Origin of the sequence: Micromonospora olivasterospora (assembly GCF_007830265.1) — a bacterium.
Classification (GTDB): Bacteria; Actinomycetota; Actinomycetes; order Mycobacteriales; family Micromonosporaceae; genus Micromonospora; species Micromonospora olivasterospora.
Genome location: NZ_VLKE01000001.1, coordinates 4,986,785 through 5,007,024, shown reverse-complemented (window position 1 = coordinate 5,007,024; position 20,240 = coordinate 4,986,785). Strand labels below are relative to the sequence as shown.

Here is a 20,240-nt window from a genome sequence, read left to right as displayed (position 1 = left end):
CGGCGTATCGGGTCAGGTGGCGGCGATGGTGCCGGTCATCAGGAGGGCGAGGACCAGGGTGCCCAGCGCGACCCGGTACAGCACGAAGACGTACAGGGTGTGATGCGCGACGTAGCGCAGCAGCCAGGCGATGGCGGCGTAGCCGATGACGAAGGCGATCAGGGTCGCCACCACCATCTGCGCCCCGCTCGGCGCGGCCGTGCCGGTCGCGGCCGGCTCGAACACGTCGGGAATGCTGAACACGCCGGACATCACCACGGCCGGGATGGCGAGCAGGAACGAGTACCGGGCCGCCGCCTCGCGGGTGAGGTTGAGCAGCAGGCCGGCCGTCAGGGTGCCGCCGGAGCGGGACACGCCGGGGACCAGGGCCATCGCCTGGGCGAAGCCCATGACCACGCCGTCGCGCATCCGGAAGTGCTCCAGGGTGCGGGACTGCCGGCCCCAGTACTCCGCGAAGGCCAGCACGAACGCGAAGACGATCAAGGTGGTGGCCACCACCCACAGGTTGCGCGCCGTCTCCCGGATCGCGTCCTTGAACAGGAAACCGAACAGACCGATCGGGATGGAGCCGATGATGACGTACCAGCCCATCCGGTAGTCGAGGCTGCTGCGGACCGAGCGGTCGACGATGCCGACCAGCCAGGTACGGGCAATACGCCAGATGTCCTTGGCGAAGTAGATCAGCACGGCGGCCTCGGTGCCGAGCTGGGTGACCGCCGTGAAGGACGCCCCGGCGTCACGGTCGAAGAAGAGGGCGGAGGTGATCCGCAGGTGCCCCGACGAGCTGACCGGCAGGAACTCGGTCAGGCCCTGGACGACGCCCAGGACGATTGCCTCTACCCAGGTCACTCGCCCACCCCGGAGAGGTCGAGCGCCTCGGCGACCGTACGCAGGGTCTGCACGCCGCTGTCCCGGTCGGCGACGAAGAGGGTCACCGACAGGGTGGTGACCCCGGCGTCGGCGTACTCCCGCATCCGCTCGGCGATGCGCTCCCTGGGCCCGAGCAGCGAGGTGCGGTCGATGAACTCCAGCGGCACCGCGGCGGCCGCGTCGCGCTGCCGCTTGGCCAGGTAGAGGTCCTGGACCTCGCGGGCCGCGTCGCCGTAGCCCATCCGGGTGGCGAGCTGGTTGTAGAAGTTCTGCTGCCGGCTGCCCATGCCGCCCACGTAGAGCGCGGCGTACCAGCGGACCAGCTCCGCGCAGGAGGCGACGTCGTCGCCGACCACCACCGGCACCGACGGCACCACGTCGAAGCCGGCCAGTTCCTTGCCGGCCTTCGCCCGTCCGGCGCGGACGGCCGCGAGCTGCTCGTCGGCGAAGTCGGGGGCGTAGAAGACCGCCAGCCAGCCGTCGGCGATCTCGCCGGCCAGTTCGAGGTTCCTCGGGCCGACGGCGGCGAGGTAGATCGGGATCCGCTCGCGCGTCGGGTGGAAGCCCAGCCGCAGCGCCTTGCCCGGGCCGTCGGGCAGCGGCAGCGTGTGGAACTCGCCGTCGTACGCGACCTCCTTGCGCGCCATGGCGAGCCGGACGACGTCGACGTACTCGCGCGTGCGTGCGAGGGGCTTGGCGAACCGCACCCCGTGCCAGCCCTCGGAGACCTGGGGGCCGGAGACGCCCAGGCCGAGCCGGAACCGGCCGCCGGAGAGCGTGTCGATCGTCGCGGCCGTCATCGCGGTCGTCGCCGGCGTGCGGGCGGGTATCTGCATCACGGCGCTGCCCACGTCGATCCGCTCGGTCTGGCCCGCGATCCAGGCCAGCATGCTGGGCGAGTCCGAGCCGTAGGCCTCCGCCGCCCACACCACCGAGTAGCCGAGCCGGTCCGCCTCCTGGGCGAGCGCCAGGTGGTCGGCCGGTGTGCTCCACGCTGTCTGATATCCGAGGCTGAGCCCGAGTCGCACTGGTCCTCCCCATCCCGCACCACAGGTCGCACCAGGTTACGCAATGCCGACGGCGGAGCCGATCACCGGCTCACCCCGAACGTCCGCACCGGGGACGGGCCGGAACCGACCGGGCAACGGCCCCAGCCGGTAGGGCGAGCAGGAACTCGACGGAGGCGAGGATATTCGGTGGCGGCGGGTTCGGAATAAGGTTCAACCATGCAACAGCGACCGCTCGGCCGAAGCGGGCTGGCGGTTTCCCGGCTCGCGCTCGGCACCATGACCTGGGGCCGGGACACCGACGCCGACGACGCAGCCGCCCAGCTGAAGAGTTACCTCGACGCGGGCGGCAACCTGGTGGACACCGCCGACGTGTACGGCGACGGGGACGCGGAGTCGGTGATCGGGTCGCTGCTGGGCAGCCTGGTCCCCCGCGACGAGGTGCTCATCGCCACCAAGGCGGGGCTGCGGCCCGGCAGCGGCCGGCGCCGGGACAACTCCCGGGGCCACCTGCTGCGTACGCTGGACGCCTCGCTGCGCCGCCTCGGCACGGACCACGTCGACCTGTGGCAGGTCCACGGGTACGACCCGGACACCCCGCTGGAGGAGACCCTGGCGGCGCTGGACCATGCGGTGGCCAGCGGCCGGGTCCGCTACGTGGGGGTGTCCAACTTCTCGGGCTGGCAGACCGCGCGGGCGGCGGCGTGGCAGGCCGCCTGGCCGGGGCGGGCCCCCGTGGTGGCCGCCCAGGTGGAGTACTCGCTGCTGGAGCGGGGGTGGAGCGGGAGGTCCTGCCCGCCTGCGCCGCGCTGGGCCTCGGCGTGCTGCCCTGGTCGCCGCTCGGCCGGGGGGTGCTCACCGGCAAGTACCGGCACGGCCGGCCGGCCGACTCGCGGGCGGCGTCGCCGCACTTCGAGCGGTTCGTGGCGACGTACCTGGAGCCGCGCTGCTCGAGCATCGTGGAGGCGGTGGCCACGGCGGCCGGCGGGCTGGGGGTGTCGCCGCTCGAGGTGGCGCTGGCCTGGATCCGGGACCGGCCGGGGGTGACCGCGCCGATCCTGGGCGCCCGGACGGTCGGGCAGCTGCTCGGGGCGCTGCAGGTGGAGCGGATGACCCTGCCCGAGGAGATCATCGTGGCGCTGGACGACGTGTCGGCGGTGCCGGTCGGCTACCCGGAACGGGACGGCTGATCCGGGCGGCGCGCGCGGCGGCTGTCGCCGACCGGCGGCGGGGGTGGCGGAGGGCCACCCGGCTTGGGCAGCATGGAACCCATGGACTACGAATACGCGCCGCTGCGGTTGCCCTCGAACGTCGACCGGTTGACCGCCGCGGCGCAGTTGGCGATCCAGGCGGAGTTCTCCGGATGGGAGCTGGCCCGGGTCCGGCTGTACCGGGACGGCACGCGGCAGGTGGTGCTGCGTCGTCGCCGGGTCAACCAGCCCCAGCCCGGCCTGTCGTACTGAGGTCGGATCGCCCCGGGCGGCCGGCGCGCGGGGAGGCCCCGGCGCCCGGCCGGTGGTCGGGCGCCGGGGCGTTCGCGGCCTAGTGGCGGTGCCCCGCGTGGTCGTGCTCCTCGTCGCCGAGGCCGAGGAAGGGGTGCTCGTCGAGGCGGCCGACGAGCCGGTCGTCGGCGCCCGGCTGGAACGGGCCCACCGGGTCGTCGTCGTCGAACGACTCCAGGTCGACCGGGCTGGCGACCTCGCTGACCATCACCACCCCGTCGAGCGGCTCCAACTCCGGGACGTCCAGCGCGCTGAGCGAACCGTCACCGCTCTGCAGCAGCTCCAGCACGGCCTCGCCGACGCCCTCCACGGGCGCGGGCTCCTCCTCCTCGGGGGTGCCCTCGCGGCGGGCCGCCTCGGCGACGCGCAGCAGCGCGGCGACGCTGGGGACCCGGTAGTCGCGGCGCTGGCGCACCGAGATGACCCGCGGGTGCGGGTCGGTCGGCTCGACGCCCTCCGGCCCCCCGGCGAGGCGCTCGTCGATCTCGTCGGGGTCGATGGACTCCACGTCCCAGGGTGTGACCTCGCCGAACGCGTCGAGCAGCAGCTCGTCGTACGCGAACGAGGCGTTGTTCAGGGCGACGTACGCCTGCCAGACGGCGTCGTCGTCGATGCGCCCCTCGGCGGCCCGGACGGCGGCCAGGTGGCGGCGGGCGGCGTCGATCACCCGCTCCAGGGCAGCGTCCAGCTCTCCGTGCTGGTCGGTCATGTGCGTTCCCTTCGATGGGGGATGATCCGCGCCGGGCGGCCGGGCGGCGGACACGGTCAGCAGGACCGGAGGAACCGGTCGAGAACTCGCACGCCGAACTGTAGTCCGTCCACCGGAACCCGCTCGTCGATGCCATGGAACAGGCCGGAGAAGTTGAGGTCCGGGGGCAGCCGCAGCGGCGCGAACCCGAAGCAGCGGATGCCCAGCTGCGCGAAGGCCTTGGCGTCGGTGCCGCCGGAGAGCATGTACGGCACGGGCCGGGCGCCCGGGTCCTCCGCCCGCAGCGCCGCCGACATGGCCTCGACGAGCGCGCCGTCGAAGGTGGTCTCCAGGGCGGGCTGGCGCTGGATGTACTCGATGTCGATGTCGGGGCCGACCAGCTCGCGCAGCTGCGCCTCCAGCATCTCCGACTGCCCGGGCAGGCTGCGGCAGTCGATGGTGGCGGTGGCCCGGCCGGGGATGACGTTGTCCTTGTAGCCGGCGGCGAGGCGGGTCGGGTTGGCGGTGCTGCGGATGGTCGCGCCGATGATGTTGGCGATCGGGCCGAGTTTGGCGATCGCGGTCTCCGGGTCGTTCGGGTCCACCTCCACGCCGAGCGCCTCGGAGACCTCCTCGAGGAAGGCCCGCACGGTCGGGGTGACGGTGACCGGGAAGCGGTGCCGGCCGATACGGGCGACCGCCTCGGCGAGCGCGGTCACGGCGTTGTCGTCGTGGACGAACGAGCCGTGGCCGGGCCGGCCCTTGGCGTGCAGCCGCAGCCAGTCGATGCCCTTCTCGGCCGTCTCGATCAGGTAGAGCCGCTGCTGCTGGTCGATCGAGTACGAGAAGCCGCCGACCTCGCCGACCGCCTCGGTGCAGCCGTCGAACAGGCCGCGGTGGCGCTGGACGAGGAAGTGCGCCCCGTAGTCGCTGCCGGCCTCCTCGTCCGCGGTGAAGGCCAGCACGATGTCGCGGGCCGGGCGGACGCCGGCGCGCTGCCAGTGCCGCACCACGGCCAGCACCATGGCGTCGAAGTCCTTCATGTCGATCGCGCCCCGGCCCCACAGGTAGCCGTCGCGGATCTCCCCGGAGAACGGGTGCACGGACCACTCGTCGGCGTCGGCGGGCACCACGTCGAGGTGGCCGTGGACCAGCAGCGCGTCCCGGCCCGGGTCGGTGCCGGGGATGCGGGCGACGAGGTTGGCCCGGCCCGGGGCGGACTCGATGAGCTGCGCGTCGACGCCGACCTCGGCCAGCCTCTCCGCGACGTACTCGGCCGCGGCGCGTTCCCCGGCGCTGGTGTCGTTGTCCCCGGTGTTCGTGGTGTCGATGCGCAGCAGGTCGCGGCAGAGGTCGACGACCTCGTCGGTGGGATCGGGTCGGGCGGGGGCGGCGTCGCTCGTCATCAGATCACCTTCCGTGGATACCCGACCTTCAGGCCGGGAAGGAAACCGAACCCTGCGGAGCAGGGCAGGGGCAGCCGATGCGCCGCCCAGGCGGACCGGCGCGCCAACGTTACGTTCACTGGTTGGCTTGCTAGTTTGTGAGGCGTGATCAAGGCCGTGAAGCGGGCGTTCGAGTACCGCTTCTACCCGACCGGCGGGCAGGCCGCTGAGCTGGTGCGCACGTTCGGCTGCGTCCGAAAGGTCTACAACCTGGCGCTGGCCGCCCGCACCGAGGCGTGGACGTTGCGCCAGGAGCGGATCAACTACAACACCACCTCGGCGATGCTGACCGAATGGAAGAAGACCGACGAACTGGCGTTCCTCAACGACGTGTCGTCGGTACCGCTGCAGCAGGCGCTGCGGCACCTCCAGACGGGGTTCACGAGTTTCTTCGCCGGCCGGGCCCGCTACCCCCGGTTCAAGAGCCGGAAGAAATCCCGGAAGTCGGCGGAGTACACCACCAGCGCGTTCCGCTACCGTGACGGCCGATTGACGTTGGCGAAGATGACCGCACCGTTGGACATCGTGTGGTCCCGGCCGCTGCCCGACGGGGCGACACCGTCGACGGTGACCGTGTCGCAGGATTCGGCCGGACGCTGGTTCGTGTCCCTCCTGTGCGACGACCGGGTCAACGTTGCCCCCACGTCCGGCGCGGTCGGGATCGACGTCGGGCTCGACAGCCTGCTCACCCTCTCCACCGGGGAGAAGGTCGTCAACCCGCGGTATGAACGCGCCGACCGGGCGCGGCTGGCCCGCGCCCAGCGGGCGCTGGCTCGTAAGGAGAAGGACTCCCACAACCGGGCCAAGGCGCGGCTGAAGGTCGCCCGCGTCTACGCCCGGATCACTGACCGGCGCCGGGATCACCTGCACAAGCTGACCACTCGACTCGTTCGTGACAACCAAACGATCGTGATCGAAGACCTGACCGTCCGCAACATGGTCACCAACCATACGTTGGCCCGTGCCATCTCGGATGCGGCGTGGCGGCAGTTCCGCACCATGCTGGAGTACAAAACCAACTGGTACGGACGCGACCTGATCACCGTCGACCGCTGGTTTCCGTCCTCCAAGCTGTGCTCGGCCTGCGGGAAGCTGGCCGAGAAGCTGCCGCTGAACGTAAGGTCGTGGACGTGCCGGTGCGGCGCCGCCCACGACCGCGACGTCAATGCGGCCCGCAACATTTTGGCCGCCGGGCTGGCGGTGTCTGCCTGTGGAGCTGGTGTAAGACCTCGACGGGAGTCCTCCCGGACGGGGCGACCGGCGATGAAGCAGGAAAACCCAAGGGCGACCACGGGAACCCTCGCCCATTAGGACGGGGAGGATGTCAACGGTTCTTCATACCAGCCGGGAGGCCCCGGCAGGTCGCCCGGCCGGCGCCCCCGTTTCGCGCGGGCGCGCGGCGGGTACCGCCGCTGCCGTCCGACACCCCCGCCGGGCGCCCCCGCTCCCCCGTTCCCGGGCGCCCCGCCCGCCAGCCGAGGAGGGCACATGACCGTCCCCCTGCCCCCGCTGCCGCCCGTGCCCGAGGAGGGCTACCGGCCCGGCGGACGCAGTCTCGTCGACATCGTCGAGCGCGAACACCGGCAGCTGCGCGAGCTGTCGTACCGGGTCACCGACCCGGGGATCGCACCGGAGCGGCTGCGCGAGGCGGTCGAGGTGCTGATCGCCGCGCTGTCCCGGCACCTGTCTGCGGAGGAGCAGTACCTGTTCCCCGCCGCCCGGGCGGCGCTGCCCGAGTGGGCGGACCAGGTGAACCGGGAGATCGGCGCGGACGCCGGCCTGCTGACCGCCCTCAAGGCCCTCAGCGGCCCCGCCGACCCCGCGCTGGCCGAGGTCGCCGACCGGGTACGCCGGCACGTCGACGGCACCGCCGCCGTGCTCGCGGCGCTGCGCGGGGTGGCCACCGAGGCCGAGCTGATCCGGCTGGGCAACCGGTGGGAGATCGCCGAGGAGGCCGCGCCCACCCGGCCGCACCCGGGCACGCCGGCCACCCCTCCGTGGAACCGGATCGTCGAACCGGCGGTGGGCGTGGTGGACAAGGTCCGCGACGCGGTGACGGGCCGGCCGACCTACCTGTCGGACCTGGAGCAGCCCCCGGCCTGAGGCGGCACCGGCCGGACAGCCAGAGATATCGGTCGAGCCCGATCAATTTCGACCCTTCCATGGATCCCCGCGTGGCCCTACGGTCACCGTATGAATCTGGAGCTGCGACACCTGCGGGCGGTCTGCGCCATCGCGGAGACGGGGAGCGTGACCAAGGCGGCGTCCACGCTCGGCCTGGCCCAGCCGGCGCTCACGGCCCAGCTCCAACGCATCGAGCGGGCGCTGGGCGGCCCGCTGTTCGAGCGGGACCGGCGGGGTGCCCGACCCACCGCCCTCGGCGAGCTGGTGCTGGCCCGGGCCCGGGTGCTGCTGCCGGCCATGCAGGGACTGCAGGACGAGGCGGCCCGGCTGGCCGGCGCTGGCCCACGCCCGCCCGGTACCGCTTCGGCGGGGTGAACAGCCCGATCCTGGGCCCGCTGGTGCGCCGGCTCGCCGCCGAGCACCCCCAGGCCCAGATCACCACGTACGCCTCCTGGTCGGCCGACGAACTGGCGCAGCAGGTCGGCGGGGGCCGGCTGGACTACGCGCTGATCGGCGTGTGCGGCGACGCGGTCCCCCCGGCCGGGTACGGACTGACCTGGCAGGAGGTGGCCCTCGAACCGGTGCAGGTGCTGCTGCCGGAGCGACATCCGCTGGCCGACCGGGTCGAGGTGCGGCTGGCGGACCTGCGCCGGGAGCAGTGGGCCGTCGCCCCGGGCGACGGTTGCTTCGGCGACTGCTTCGCCGCCGCGTGCGCCCGCGCCGGCTTCACCCCCCGGAAGATGTACGAGGCCGACGTACGCGGCTGCGTGGACCTGGTGGACGCGGGCGTGGCGGTGGGGCTGTGCCAGGCCACGTTCCGCCCGGTGCCCGGGCTGGTCACCCGCCGCCTGGCCGGGGCGCCTCTGCGCTGGCGGCTGCTGCTCGGCTGGCACCCGGACTCGGTCGGGGCGGACTTCGCCGACGGGGTGCTGGAGGCGGCGGTAGCGGGGTACCGGGACTCGCTGGCCGCGCACCCGGACTACCTGGCCTGGCTGCTGCACAACCCGGACTTCGGCGTACAGTGATCAACAAGTGACAATACGGCGTTCCCGCGCCGGGACATGCTGGGGACGCCCCTGCGCGGGACTGTGCCGGTGCGGCAGCTCGTCACACCAACTGTTCGTCGACCTCGAGAGAGGGCTTCCCCCTGCGCCGGAGCCCAGCAACCGCCCGGAACAGCACCGGCCGCCCGATCACCACCAGTGCCACCAGCCCGGCACCGGTCAGCACGAGACCGAGAATCAGTAATGGCGCCTCGGAGACGCCGGTAAGCAACCGGGCGCGCCACGGGGGTGAGGAGACCGCCACTGCGGCACCTTGAATCTGGTCCGCCGGCAACGTCCCGCCGTTGTCGTTCAGGTGGGAGCGAGAGTCCACGGAAACGTCGCGCGAGTCACCCAGGACGAAGACCCGGCCCGGCGGCACCTGCACAGAGAAGGCCCCGAAAGCGGCCGTATTCCCATGCGCGTACGGTTCGACGACCTCCTTACCGTTGACCTGCAGCCTGCCGCTATCTCCGCAACACACCACCTCGTCGCCGCCCACCGCGACGACCCGCACCGTGAAGGTGAGGTCGTCCCAGGCCCGAATCGCCACGATCGAATTCCGGCGGACCTCGCCCCCGTCTCGCAGCACGACTCGCTCACCCGCATGGATGGCCGGTCCCATCACCGGCGTGCCGACGACGTGGGTGCTGTACTGGGGGATCAGGACACCCAGACCCGCCGCCAAGGCGATCAGTCCTAAGATCCAAACGTAACGGTTCGACCGCCTCGTGCTGGTAACGCCAGTCACCGGCATGCTCGCTCCTGACCTCATTGTCGTCGAAGATCCTCTGTTTTGGGCCGGAGACCCACCACGATCACACCCACCGCGCACGCGGCCAGGACGGCAACCAAGACCATCGGCCACGCGGCCTGCAGCGTCCCGTCGTACCAACCCACCTGCTTGCCCTGCAGTCGGAGCAGAGCGTTTCCTCCCAGATGACCGACGACCATGGAGACCGTCAGGGCAATCGACAGTGGGCCGAGCGTCTGTGCGAGCTGGACCAGTCGCAGTGTTCGCCGCCGCGCCCCGACGACCACCAGAGCGACCACGTCACGCCGCCGGTCCACGACCCGGACCACCGAGCTGATGAGAAACGCACCGATTCCGAGCAAAAAGGGGCTCTTGTGATGTTCTCGTGGGTGGGTTGACGCCCTGATCGACAGGGCACGCCGTGTCCCGTCTAGGTTTCTGGCTTGTCGAAGGTCAGAAACTGAAGATCGGGAAACGGCGTGCGTTTGACCAGGGTATTGCATCGACAGGCAGGGCTGGAACGGGCCGTCGTCGAGGGCGTGCGCCTCGATGACGACACCGACGGTGAGGTCTTGGTGATCTCTGCCCGGCCGCGCAAGGGCGCGGCGCGTCGCTGCGGGCGCTGCCGGGCTCGCGCGCCGTGGTACGACCGCGGCTGGGGCAGGCGGCGGTGGCGGCACCTGGACTTCGGCACGCTGCGGGTGGTCATCGAGGCCGCCGTGCCTCGGGTCGACTGTGCCGAGCACGGGCCGACGGTGATCGCGGTGCCGTGGGCGCGTCACGGTGCCCGGTTCACCACGGCGTTCGAGGACACCGCGGCGTGGCTGGCCGCGCGCACGTCCGCGTCGGCGGTGACCGGGCTGCTGCGCATCGCCTGGCGCAGCGTGGTCGCTATCGTCGGCCGGGTCGTCGACGCTGCCGCCGCCGGCACCGATCGACTGGCCGGACTCAAACGGATCGGTATCGACGAGGTCGCCTACCGCAAGGGCCAGCGCTACCTGACCCTGGTCGTCGATCACGACACCGGCCGCCTGGTGTGGGCCGCCGACGGGCGGGACAAGGCCACCGTCGCCGCGTTCTTCGACGAGCTGGGCGCGCAGCGGGCCGCGGCGCTGACCCACGTGTCGGCCGACGCCGCCGCCTGGATCGGTGACGTGGTGGCCGAGCGGGCGCCGCAGGCGGTCCGCTGCCTTGACCCCTATCACCTGGTCGCCTGGGTCACCGACGCCCTCGACGAGGTACGCCGGGCGGTGTGGAACACCGCCCGTGGCGGCAAAGGCGGCCGCACCGAGGCGTCCAAGACCCTCAAAGACGCCCGGTGGGCGCTGTGGAAGAACCCGCCGAACCTGACCGACAAGCAGAAGGCGACCCTGGCCACGATCCAGGCCACCAACCGGCCGCTGTACCGGGCGTACCTACTCAAGGAACAGTTCCGGGAGATCATCGCGGTCAAGGGCGCCGACGGCAGGCTCCTGCTACAGGCGTGGCTACGCTGGGCGAGCCGGTCGAAGCTGGCCCCGTTCGTCAAGCTGGCCAAGACGATCCGCCGTCACCTGCCCGCGATCCACAACATGCTCGACAGCGGACTGTCCAACGCCCGCATCGAGGCCAACAACGTCCACCTGCGCGTGCTGACCCGCCAGGCCTACGGCTACCACAGCGCCAAAGCGTTGATCACCATGGCCAACCTCCGCCGCGGCGGCCTCTGCCCACCACTACCCGGACGATCATGAACCCGACCCACGAGAACGGCAGTAGACCCCAAAAAGGCCAGCAGAAGGCCCACACCCACGACACCCCGATGCACACGGTATGTCTCCAGTGCCGGCAGGTCCAGGCCGAACACGGTCAGGGTGGCCGCTGGCGCGGCCGTGCCAATACCAGTTACGAAGCGATCGACCTCTGCCACCTCGGCCGAGAGTTGGTAGAAGAGAAAGCTCTCCTCGGTCAGGCCGAGCGGAGACGAGTCGCCCGTGACAAGGATAGCCATCCCGCGGGGAAGTCCCTCCCCCGCGCCAAGGTCGATCGTCTGCTCAGGCGTCTTGATGGTCACCGGCTGCTTCTGGGCATTCTGGAACGTCACGTCGAGTCCCGGCGACAGCGACAGCGCTGACGGACCGCCCTGCTGGATGCGGTAGGCGGCGCCGTCCCGGCATCCCTCGAGAGGCTGCCGAGTGTTGCGTCGGAGCGACTGACAGGTGGCGACGACGAGTTCCACGCCCTGAAAGCGTATGAAGTCCTCCGGTGTGGAGGGCATCGCGCCCAGTGGTGGGGGCGACGTGACGCTACGCTGCTGGACCCAGTGGCCCTGGGCCGGAAGTTCCGCCATCCGTTCCCGCGCGGCCACCGGCACGTCCTGGCCGTTGACCTTGACGATCAACCGTTCGGCAACCGGGGTCGCGGAGAGTTCCGTCTGGCGCAGCACTCCCGCACCGACGGTCGCGACCAGAACAAGGCTGCACAACCCGGCCAGGTGCCGGGCCGTCCCGACCGACTCGTACTCTACCCGGCGAGCAGCCAGGCGGAGAACCAGCGGCGCGCGGTTGTTGGCAACGGTGCGGGCGATCGCCACCAGGACGGTCCGCAGTGAGATGAGCAGACCCAGCGCAGACAGGACCACGCCGAGCAGCAGCAGAATGCCGCTCGTCTGGTCCATTGCCTGGCCTGGCGGACGGTTGTCCAGGAGCAGCGGATAGACGATCAGACCCAAACCGAAGACCAGGGGTGCGACCTGCCACCACCGAGGCGGGCGGTCGGCCGCGTCGAAGCGCGCCTCGACGGGCCGAAACAGCGCACGGGCGCTGCTGGCGCCGCCGACCGCCCCCGCTAGGAGGCCGAGGACCAGCACCATCGCCACACCCCCGACGAGCGAGAACGCGGAGGCCTCGGGGTACCAGGTGAATCCGAGAATGCCGGAGGGGCCGATCACCCGGTTGAGCGCGGCGTAGGCCGCGAGCCCCAGCAGGCCGCCGGCCAGCCCGGCCGCAGCCGCCTCGATTGCAGCCAGCCGCAAAACCCTCCGCCTGTTCATGCCGACCAATCGGAGCGCGGCGTACCGGCGCCGTCTACTCGCGGCGGAGAGGCGGGAACAGACCGCGAAGTAAAGCACCGCCGGCGCGGAGACGATGAGCAACAGTTGCAGCGGCACTGTGGAGAACTGGTCGCGCATCTCCTCGTCGGTGGCGAATCCACCCCAACCGCGGCTCGGCGAACCGCTGGGCATCTCATCGATGGTGACGCCCACATACGCGTAGAGCTCGTCTGGTCCGAGTAGCCCGGACTCGTCGATGCGCCCCACTTGACGCCCCGGGAGCAGAGCCCCGAAGTTGGCGTCGTGGCGAGCGAGCCGGGCCGCTGCTGGCGACAGCACGGTCTCGCCCGGCTCTGGCAGCGCGGCGACACCGGCAGGCAGCGGAGCGTTCGGCGCCGCATCCGCGATGAGCACCCGGGTGAACCGAACCCCGCGCCAGGAGCCGAAGTTGAAGTTCGACCGGAAGGAGACCGAGTCCTCCGCGGATATCGGCTGCCTGGCTGCCGTGATGTCACCCCGCTCGCGAAGCACTGCGGGCAGGGCCGCCAACAGCAGCACCACCACAGCGCCAAGGCCGTAGCCGATGGCCATGAGAGCAAGTCGGACATAGCCGCCGGCGCCGCCGCCCCGAATCAGCCGTACCGCAAGGCGCAGATCGTTGGTCACGGGGACGGTACCTCCGCCAGCAGGCGACCGTCTCGCAGCTCCAGCACGCGGTCTGCGCGGCAGGCGATCTTCGGGTCGTGGGTGACCAGAACCACCGCGGATCCCTGTTCTTCGGACAGGCCGAACAGCAGGTCGATGACCGCCTCGCCGTTGGCGGTGTCCAGCGATCCGGTCGGTTCGTCGGCGAAGACGACGGACGGCCGGTGCACGATCGCCCGCGCAACCGCCGCACGCTGCGCCTGCCCGCCGGAGACCTGCGCGGGCCGCCGACCCGCCTCACTGGTGAGGCCAAGCCGGTCGAGCAACAGTGCGACCCGCTCGGCCCGTTCCGCGCGATCAACGCCGGCGAGGTCCAACGGAAGCGCGACATTCTCGCGAATCGTCAGTTCCGGCACAAGTTCCGCAAACTGGAAGACGAACCCGAAAGAGCGAAGTCGAAGGTCCGACCGCTCCTCGTCCGACATTTTCGCCAAGTCCTTGCCATTGAATAGCACCTGCCCGCGGCCGGGCCTGAGTAATCCGGCGAGACAATAGAGGAAAGTGGTCTTACCGGATCCGCTGGGCCCAACCAGGGCGACTTTTTCGCCCGGCGCGACGGTGGCGCTCGCGTCAGCGAGCGCCACCGTCTGACCGAACGAATACCGGACGTCAATCGCGTTCAGCATAAGTTCGGGTCACTGAAGTGATCTCAACAAGATTCGGGTAGGTACTTGTACTCGAAATGAGTCAGATGCAGCGCGGCGGCGACGACGTCGCCGATCCGGCGTGGGCTGGCGGTGGTATGGCGTAGCGTTTTCCAGCGTCCGATCAGGATGGCGAAGCCGCGTTCGCCTTGCCAGCGCAGCCCGCGCAGCAGCCGGTTGTAGGCGCGGTTGTCGGGTGCGAGCCGGCTGCCGTCAGTAGGCTGCTTGACTGGGGTCTTGATGCCGTGGCCTGCGCTTTCGTAGCCGGAGTCGGCCAGTGCGGGTAGGTCCAGTTCGGCGGCGGACCAGTTCAGCGCGGCGGTCACCCCGAGTTCGCGGGCGCAGCTGGTGTCGTGCAGGTGCCCGGGCATCGCCGCCGATGTCCAGATCGGCAGTCCGTCCGGGCGGATGATCGCTTGGATGTTCGCGCCGAAGTCGCGGTGCTTTCCGGAGTACCAGGCGTCGATGATCTCGCCCTTGACCGACAGGGTGGTCTCGGTGAGCCGGTCGCAGTCGAACAGCTTGCCGTCGAGGATCACGTGGGACCAGCCGTCGTCGGCGACTCGGCGCAGCGCGGTGTGCAGATCCTGCGCCTGCGCGGCGAGCACGGCGATGCCCTCGTCGCGGTAGCGGTACGCGGTCGCCCGGGAGATGCCGAACCCGGCGCCGAGCAGGGTCACGTCCTCGGCCTTGCGGAACCAGACCAGCACCAGCAGTGCCTGGTAGAAGCAGGTCAACGCGCGGGTGCCGCGCCGTGTCCCCTTGGCTCGGCGTTCCGCGGCAAGCAGCCGGCTGAGGTACCGCACGAGTTCCCTCGGGACGTCGACCATGGCACGATATGCGATCACGTGGGGTCCTCACCGTGTGGGTGATCTTGTGGTGAGAACTACCTACCGAGGACCTCACGTCCACTTCCAGCACTGTCCGGCCTGAGTGCCTTCATCCGTGTCGCACCAATCAACACATTCGCGTCGCTGAGATCAGCTCACTCTCACCTTGACATGTACTCGGAGGTGCACTGGTCGGCGCCAAGGCTGTTATAGCGGCAGGTCTGGACGTCGCCGCTATAAACGATGGTCGCCTGCGGGTCGTATACGACCTTGCGCCGTATACGTAACTCCCGTTGCCGTTACTGTTGGTCCACAACGTGGTGTAGCTGTATCCAGCGACCCTGCCGTTCACCTTGACGCTGTTGCTGTCGGCCTCGTCGTCGTACAGGTTACCGTAGACCCGCATCCCGCCGTGGTTGTTGCCGTTCGGGTACCAGTAGACATTGCCGTCGATGTGGGCATAGGTGTTACCGACCTAAATGGGTCCGCTGCCACTGCGGGCGTAGGCGGCACTGGCCATACCCCCGACGAACAGGGCGACCATCAGGGCCGTCACGCCAGCCGCTCTCTTTTTCTCCAAAATAGCCCCTCTCCTCGGTCTCCACTTTTGGGAGCCAAGGAAACTCTATGCAATATATTGATGGTTGTCAATGTCGTTTCTTAGTCAACAGCCAGACACAGAGAGCCGATCGAGAATCAAGCCGAGAGGTGCCAAAAAGATGAAAGCCACTCCCAGCCACGACCGAATCGAGGCCCGAAGGGAGTGGACGGTTACCCTTCCTCACTACACCCCGTTGGACAACGACAAGAAGTTAGCACGGCGACCCTTGATCGGGTGGACCGCCACGCCATAAGACCACAAAGGCTGACATATCACCCAGCAGCGCACCGACGCTTGTCCTCCTCGGGGGATCCGCAATCCGGCAGTCAGGTGCAGATCGTCCGAGTGCGGGTATCCGGGCGACATGACTGATCTGCACCCCGCCGCGGACGAGCGCGAGCTGCTACGTCAGGCAGCCGCCGCGCATACCGCCGCCTCCGACGACGTGGAGACCTTTCTGCGCCGGCTGCCGGAGGTGCCCAACCCGGCCGACATCACCGAGTACGCCAACCTGCTCAGCCGGGAGGAGCTGGCCCGCGCCGACCGGCAGGCCGCCGCCGACGCGGCCGGGCTGCAACTGCCCAGTAGGGAGTCCGAATAGCTGCCGGCAACGCGGCCGGCACCCGGGACGCGGCCCGGGTGCCGCCGGTCCAGGCCCGGCTCGGCGTCACTGAGGACGTGTTCAGCGCTCGATGAGCACGTCGTGGCCGAGGTCGAGCAGGGCGCGCCGCCACTCGTCGTCGGCGTTGCCGCGCTCGGGCCGCTCGGCCGTCAGGGCCCGGATGCGGTCGACCGTCTCCCGCATCACCTCGACGTCCTCCCGGGTCAGGTCGACCTTGCGCTTGCCCAGCACGTGCAGGATCTGCCGGCCCGGTTCGGGCAGGCCCAGGTCCGGGTCCGGCCCGAACGCCTCCTCTCCGGAGCCGCGGGTGAGCAGCCAGCGCCGCAGTTGCTCCGAGGGGACGTTCACCTCGGCGTGGAAGTCGTCCCAGAGCACGTCGACCTCCGGGTCGATCCGCTGCTCTCGTGCCATCACGCCTCCTCTCCGGACGGCGGGCCGGGTCGCTCCGGCTCGCCGCCGTGCTGGGGACCCACGCCCTCCGGCGGCACCCGCACCCGGCCTGGGTTGGCCGTCGGCGGCGTCACGATGGGCGCGGATCGTTCCGACTCGGGTTCGGTCTCCTCGCGGCTCTCCTCGGGCTCGGTCATCTCCGCCCTCCGCTCGCTCATCGCGGGTGGGACGTGGCGGCGGGGGTGTGTGCCCGGCCGCCGGCGGCCACGTCGAAGGCCAGGTTGCCGTCGCGGGCGTCCACCGTGATCCTCTGCCCCGGCGAGATCCCGTGTTCCAGCAGCATCCGGGACAGCCGGTTGTCGACCTCGCGCTGGATCACGCGGCGCAGCGGCCGGGCACCGAACTCCGGCTGGTAGCCGTGCTCGGCGATCCAGTCGATGCTGGCCGCCGTGAAGTCCACCTCGATGTCCTGGGCGTGCAGCCGCCGGCGGGTCTCCTCCAGCAGCAGCTCGGTGATCTGGCGCAACTGCTGCTGTTCCAGCCGCCGGAAGATGATCACCTCGTCGATGCGGTTGAGGAACTCGGGCCGGAAGTTCTCCTGGAGCCGGCGGTTCAACCGCTCGCGCAGCTCGTCGCTCTCCTGCTGGGTGCCCGGGGCACCGCCGGCGAACCCGACCGTCCGCTGGCTGCCGCTGATCAGTTCCGAGCCCAGGTTGCTGGTCATGATCAGGACGGTGTTCTTGAAGTTCACCGTCCGGCCCTGGCTGTCGGTGAGCCGGCCGTCGTCCAGCACCTGGAGCAGGATGTTGAACACGTCGGGATGGGCCTTCTCGATCTCGTCGAGCAGCACCACCGCGTACGGGCGGCGGCGCACCGCCTCGGTGAGCTGGCCGGCCTCCTCGTACCCGACGTAGCCGGGCGGCGCGCCGACGAGCCGGGCGACGGTGTGACGCTCCTGGAACTCGCTCATGTCCAGCCGGATCATCCGGTCCGACTCGCCGAACAGCGCCTCCGCGAGGGCCCGGGCCAGCTCCGTCTTGCCGACGCCGGTCGGGCCGAGGAAGAGAAAGCTGCCCATCGGGCGGTTCGGGTCGGCCAGTCCCGTCCGGGACCGCCGCACCGCCTCGGCCACCGCGCCGACCGCGTCGTCCTGGCCGATCACCCGCTCGTGCAGGTACCCCTCCAGGCGCAGCAACCGGTCCCGCTCCTCCTCGGTGAGCTGCGCGACGGGAATGCCGGTCGCCCGGGAGACCACCTCGGCGATCTCGTGCGGCCCGACCGAGGGCACCCGGGTCTCGCCGTCCTCCTCGCCGCGGGCCCGGCGTACCTGCTCCTCCAGTTCGCCGAGCCGGTCCCGCAGGGCGGAGGCCCGCTCGTACTGCTCGTCGGCGACGGCCTGCTCCTTGTCCCGGCGCATCTCGTCGAGCTGGCGCTCCAGGTCCCGCACGTCGGCGGCGGGGGTGCGGGTGCGCAACCGAACCCGGGCGCCGGCCTGGTCGATCAGGTCGATGGCCTTGTCCGGCAGGTACCGGTCGGTGATGTAGCGGTCGGACAGCTCGGCGGCCGCGACCAGCGCCTCGTCGGTGAACCGCACCTGGTGGTGCGCCTCGTAGCGGTCGCGCAGGCCGCGCAGGATGGCGACGGTGTCGTCGACGCTGGGCTCGGGCACCAGCACCGGCTGGAACCGACGGGCCAGCGCGGCGTCCTTCTCGATGCTGCGGCGGTGCTCGTCCAGGGTGGTCGCGCCGATCACCCGCAGCTCGCCGCGGGCCAGCGCCGGCTTGAGCATGTTGGACGCGTCCATGCCACCCTCGCTGCCCGCCCCGCCGGCGCCGACCAGGGTGTGGATCTCGTCGAGGAAGATGATCAGCTCGTCCCGGTGGGCGCGGATCTCGTCGATGACCTTCTTCAGCCGCTCCTCGAAGTCGCCCCGGTAGCGGGTCCCGGCGACCAGGCCGGCCAGGTCGAGCTGCACCACCCGCTTGCCGAGCAGGGTTTCCGGCACGTCGCCGTCGCAGATCCGCTCGGCGAGCCCCTCCACGATGGCGGTCTTGCCGACGCCCGCCTCGCCGATCAGCACCGGGTTGTTCTTGGTCCGCCGGGAGAGGATCTCCACGGCCTGCTCGATCTCGTCCGCCCGCCCGATCACCGGATCGATCTGGTCGTTGCGGGCGAGGTCGGTGAGATCCTGGCCGTACTGGTCGAGGGTGGGCGTCCCCCGGTCGGGCCGCGGGCCGGTCATCGGGCCCCGCTCGGCGCTGGCCGCCTGCAACGACTCGGGCTGGATCCGGCCGGCGGCGAGCATCCGGCCGGCCGGCGACTCCGGGTTCAGCGGCAGGGCCATGAGAATGTGCTCGGGACCGATGTAGTTGGCGCCCATGGCCCGGGACAACTGGTGGGCGTCGAGCAGCGCCCGCTTCGCCGCCGGGGTGAGCGACAGGTTCGGCGGCACCTCGCCGCGCGGCGCGCCGTCGCCGCGCCCGCCGAGCGCGTTGAGCAGGGCGTCCGGGTCCGCACCGGCCCGGCGGATCAGGTCGCGCAGCGGCTCCCGCTGCAGCGCCGCCCACAGCAGGTGGTCGGTGTCCAGATCGTTGCTGCGCCGCTGCGCCGCCCGGCGGGCGGCGTCGGCGAGCATCTCCCGCGCGTCGGCCGTCATCAGCCGGGTGATGTCGACCCGGTGCGCCGGCCGGCGTCCACCCTCGCCCCGGCCGAAGTACCGGGCCAGGAATTCGTCCCACGGGTCGGAGCCGAAGTCACCGGGTCCCATCATCTCTGCCCTCCGCGGTCGGGTCGGCGCGCTCGCCGTACCGTCGGGCCGGCACGGTCGGCCGTGGCTACCCGACGGTGGGAGCGACAAACGCCCGCCCACCGCCGCCGCCCCGCCGCCGGACGCGGCGGGGGCGCACGGGCACGGGGCGCCGGGCGGGCACGGGAGCGCGCGGGCAGGCAGGCCCGGGACGCCAGGCGCGCACGCGGGCCCGGGACGCCAGGCGCGCACGCGGGCCCGGGACGCCAGGCGCGCACGCGGGCCCGGGACGCCAGGCGCGCACGCGGGCCCGGGACGCCAGGCGGACACGGGGGCAGGCGGAGACCGGGGCACATGGGCGCGGGGTACGGGCGGACACGCGGGCACGGGGCGGGGGGCGGGTACACGGCGCGTCGGGGCCCAGGTGGCAGGCTGAGGGCATGGACCCGAGGCCGCTGCTGATCGTGGACGCCGCCAACGTCGTCGGTTCCCGCCCCGACGGCTGGTGGCGGGACCGGGCCGGGGCGGCGGCCCGGCTCCGCGACGCCCTCGCGCCGGTGGCCGAACACGGGGTGCCGCCGCGGCTGACCGGACCCACCGAGGTCGTGCTCGTCGTCGAGGGGGCCGCCCGGAGTGTGCCAGGTGCGCCGGGCGTGCGGGTGGTGGCCGCGCGGGGATCCGGCGACGACACCGTGGTCGAGTTGGTCGAGGCGGCACCGGATCGTCGCCGGCTGGTGGTCACGGCCGACCGGGAGCTGCGCGAGCGGGTAGGCGCGCTGGGCGCCGAGGTGTACGGCCCCCGTTGGCTGCGGGGCGAGGCGTAAGGCACGGGCCCGGCCCGGTATCGCCGACACGGCGGGGATCACCGACCGAGCGATGCCGGCGACACGGCGGAGTCAACGCCAACCGAACCGCCTGCCATGCCGGGTGACCGGCGGAGCCGACGCCAACCAGATCCCGCAGTATCGGCGACATAGCGGAGTCAACACCAACCAGACCCCACCATGCCGGCGACATGGCGGGATCAACCCGACCCAACCCAACCGACCCCCCGCGATGTCGGCGGCATGGCGGGGTCGGCGCCGGGATCGGGTCCCGCCGACGAAACCGGGTGGCCCCTCGACGAGACCGCCCCCGCGCCCGGGAACAGACTTCGCGCACGTCAGGGCCGCAACCGGACACCGGGGCAGCAAGACCCACAGGGCGGATGTTCTCTCCCCGACGGGGATGGGTTGTAA

General features: G+C 71.2%; 18 protein-coding genes and 2 pseudogenes. 8 read left to right on the top strand and 12 right to left on the bottom strand.

Going from position 1 to position 20,240, the window contains the following annotated elements:
• Nucleotides 1–12 precede the first annotated feature (12 nt).
• Together JD77_RS23085 and JD77_RS23080 are read right to left on the bottom strand one after the other, a co-directional pair.
• Nucleotides 13–849: an undecaprenyl-diphosphate phosphatase gene (locus tag JD77_RS23085; RefSeq protein WP_145776145.1), complete on the bottom strand. Its 837-nt coding sequence runs from the start codon at nucleotides 847–849 to the stop codon at nucleotides 13–15.
• Entirely contained in the window at nucleotides 846–1,898 is a 1,053-nt protein-coding gene (locus JD77_RS23080; RefSeq protein ID WP_145776144.1) for an LLM class F420-dependent oxidoreductase, read from the bottom strand. Before JD77_RS23080 ends, JD77_RS23085 begins: the two co-directional genes overlap by 4 nt.
• Nucleotides 1,899–2,096: 198 nt before the next feature.
• Here JD77_RS23080 and JD77_RS23075 point away from each other — a divergent pair.
• Together JD77_RS23075 and JD77_RS23070 are read left to right on the top strand one after the other, a co-directional pair.
• Nucleotides 2,097–3,067: pseudogene (locus JD77_RS23075) on the top strand (aldo/keto reductase).
• A gap of 81 nt (nucleotides 3,068–3,148) precedes the next feature.
• Nucleotides 3,149–3,340 carry a DUF5703 family protein gene (locus JD77_RS23070; RefSeq protein WP_036378156.1) on the top strand — a complete coding sequence of 64 codons (192 nt, stop codon included), beginning with the start codon at nucleotides 3,149–3,151 and terminating at the stop codon, nucleotides 3,338–3,340.
• Nucleotides 3,341–3,419: 79 nt separating this feature from the next.
• Here the strand turns inward: JD77_RS23070 and JD77_RS23065 are convergent, their stop codons facing one another.
• Both JD77_RS23065 and JD77_RS23060 read right to left on the bottom strand, forming a co-directional pair.
• The gene (locus tag JD77_RS23065) at nucleotides 3,420–4,088 is read right to left on the bottom strand and encodes a hypothetical protein (protein WP_145776143.1); all 669 of its coding nucleotides are present in this window, start codon (nucleotides 4,086–4,088) and stop codon (nucleotides 3,420–3,422) included.
• Nucleotides 4,089–4,144: 56 nt separating this feature from the next.
• Entirely contained in the window at nucleotides 4,145–5,473 is a 1,329-nt protein-coding gene (locus tag JD77_RS23060; protein ID WP_145776142.1) for a M20/M25/M40 family metallo-hydrolase, read from the bottom strand.
• A gap of 144 nt (nucleotides 5,474–5,617) precedes the next feature.
• Here JD77_RS23060 and JD77_RS23055 point away from each other — a divergent pair, with 144 nt between their 5' ends.
• The 3 genes and pseudogenes from JD77_RS23055 to JD77_RS23045 all read left to right on the top strand — a co-directional run bounded on the left by JD77_RS23055 (nucleotide 5,618) and on the right by JD77_RS23045 (nucleotide 8,661).
• A complete protein-coding gene (locus JD77_RS23055) occupies nucleotides 5,618–6,823 on the top strand; it encodes an RNA-guided endonuclease InsQ/TnpB family protein (protein WP_145776141.1) in 1,206 nt (401 codons plus the stop codon).
• Nucleotides 6,824–7,000: 177 nt separating this feature from the next.
• Complete coding sequence (locus JD77_RS23050; protein ID WP_145776140.1) at nucleotides 7,001–7,615, top strand: hemerythrin domain-containing protein; 615 nt, start codon at nucleotides 7,001–7,003, stop codon at nucleotides 7,613–7,615.
• Nucleotides 7,616–7,705: 90 nt separating this feature from the next.
• Nucleotides 7,706–8,661: pseudogene (locus tag JD77_RS23045) on the top strand (LysR family transcriptional regulator).
• Between the two features lie 82 nt (nucleotides 8,662–8,743).
• Here JD77_RS23045 and lepB read toward each other — a convergent pair.
• Both lepB and JD77_RS23035 read right to left on the bottom strand, forming a co-directional pair.
• A complete protein-coding gene (gene lepB, locus JD77_RS23040; protein WP_170286517.1) occupies nucleotides 8,744–9,436 on the bottom strand; it encodes a signal peptidase I in 693 nt (230 codons plus the stop codon).
• Between the two features lie 14 nt (nucleotides 9,437–9,450).
• Entirely contained in the window at nucleotides 9,451–9,762 is a 312-nt protein-coding gene (locus JD77_RS23035) for a hypothetical protein (RefSeq protein WP_145776138.1), read from the bottom strand.
• A gap of 150 nt (nucleotides 9,763–9,912) precedes the next feature.
• On the opposite strand from JD77_RS23035, the gene JD77_RS23030 reads away from it, so the two are divergent.
• Complete coding sequence (locus tag JD77_RS23030) at nucleotides 9,913–11,166, top strand: ISL3 family transposase (protein ID WP_145776137.1); 1,254 nt, start codon at nucleotides 9,913–9,915, stop codon at nucleotides 11,164–11,166.
• Here JD77_RS23030 and JD77_RS23025 read toward each other — a convergent pair.
• Genes JD77_RS23025 through JD77_RS23015 form a run of 3 tightly spaced genes read right to left on the bottom strand, consistent with a single transcriptional unit; the run spans nucleotide 11,085 to nucleotide 14,661 of the window.
• Complete coding sequence (locus tag JD77_RS23025; RefSeq protein WP_145776136.1) at nucleotides 11,085–13,130, bottom strand: FtsX-like permease family protein; 2,046 nt, start codon at nucleotides 13,128–13,130, stop codon at nucleotides 11,085–11,087. The genes JD77_RS23030 and JD77_RS23025 overlap by 82 nt on opposite strands.
• A complete protein-coding gene (locus JD77_RS23020) occupies nucleotides 13,127–13,795 on the bottom strand; it encodes an ABC transporter ATP-binding protein (RefSeq protein WP_145776135.1) in 669 nt (222 codons plus the stop codon). Before JD77_RS23020 ends, JD77_RS23025 begins: the two co-directional genes overlap by 4 nt.
• 23 nt (nucleotides 13,796–13,818) lie before the next feature.
• Nucleotides 13,819–14,661 (bottom strand): transposase family protein, encoded by an 843-nt coding sequence (locus JD77_RS23015; protein WP_425463574.1) that lies wholly within the window; start codon nucleotides 14,659–14,661, stop codon nucleotides 13,819–13,821.
• Between the two features lie 947 nt (nucleotides 14,662–15,608).
• Here JD77_RS23015 and JD77_RS23010 point away from each other — a divergent pair.
• On the top strand, nucleotides 15,609–15,845 hold the full coding sequence (locus tag JD77_RS23010) for a hypothetical protein (RefSeq protein WP_145776134.1): 237 nt from the start codon (nucleotides 15,609–15,611) through the stop codon (nucleotides 15,843–15,845).
• Nucleotides 15,846–15,926: 81 nt separating this feature from the next.
• On the opposite strand, the gene JD77_RS23005 is transcribed toward JD77_RS23010, so the two are convergent.
• The 3 genes from JD77_RS23005 to JD77_RS23000 are packed head-to-tail and all read right to left on the bottom strand — an operon-like array spanning nucleotide 15,927 to nucleotide 19,026.
• Nucleotides 15,927–16,277, bottom strand: a complete 351-nt coding sequence (locus tag JD77_RS23005; RefSeq protein ID WP_145776133.1) for a DUF3140 domain-containing protein — start codon at nucleotides 16,275–16,277, stop codon at nucleotides 15,927–15,929.
• Nucleotides 16,277–16,453, bottom strand: a complete 177-nt coding sequence (locus tag JD77_RS32425; protein ID WP_170286516.1) for a hypothetical protein — start codon at nucleotides 16,451–16,453, stop codon at nucleotides 16,277–16,279. The genes JD77_RS23005 and JD77_RS32425 overlap by 1 nt, the downstream gene beginning before the upstream one ends.
• A 17-nt stretch (nucleotides 16,454–16,470) precedes the next feature.
• Nucleotides 16,471–19,026 carry an ATP-dependent Clp protease ATP-binding subunit gene (locus tag JD77_RS23000; RefSeq protein WP_145776132.1) on the bottom strand — a complete coding sequence of 852 codons (2,556 nt, stop codon included), beginning with the start codon at nucleotides 19,024–19,026 and terminating at the stop codon, nucleotides 16,471–16,473.
• Between the two features lie 416 nt (nucleotides 19,027–19,442).
• Here JD77_RS23000 and JD77_RS22995 point away from each other — a divergent pair, with 416 nt between their 5' ends.
• A complete protein-coding gene (locus tag JD77_RS22995) occupies nucleotides 19,443–19,826 on the top strand; it encodes a hypothetical protein (protein WP_145776131.1) in 384 nt (127 codons plus the stop codon).
• Nucleotides 19,827–20,240 lie beyond the last annotated feature (414 nt).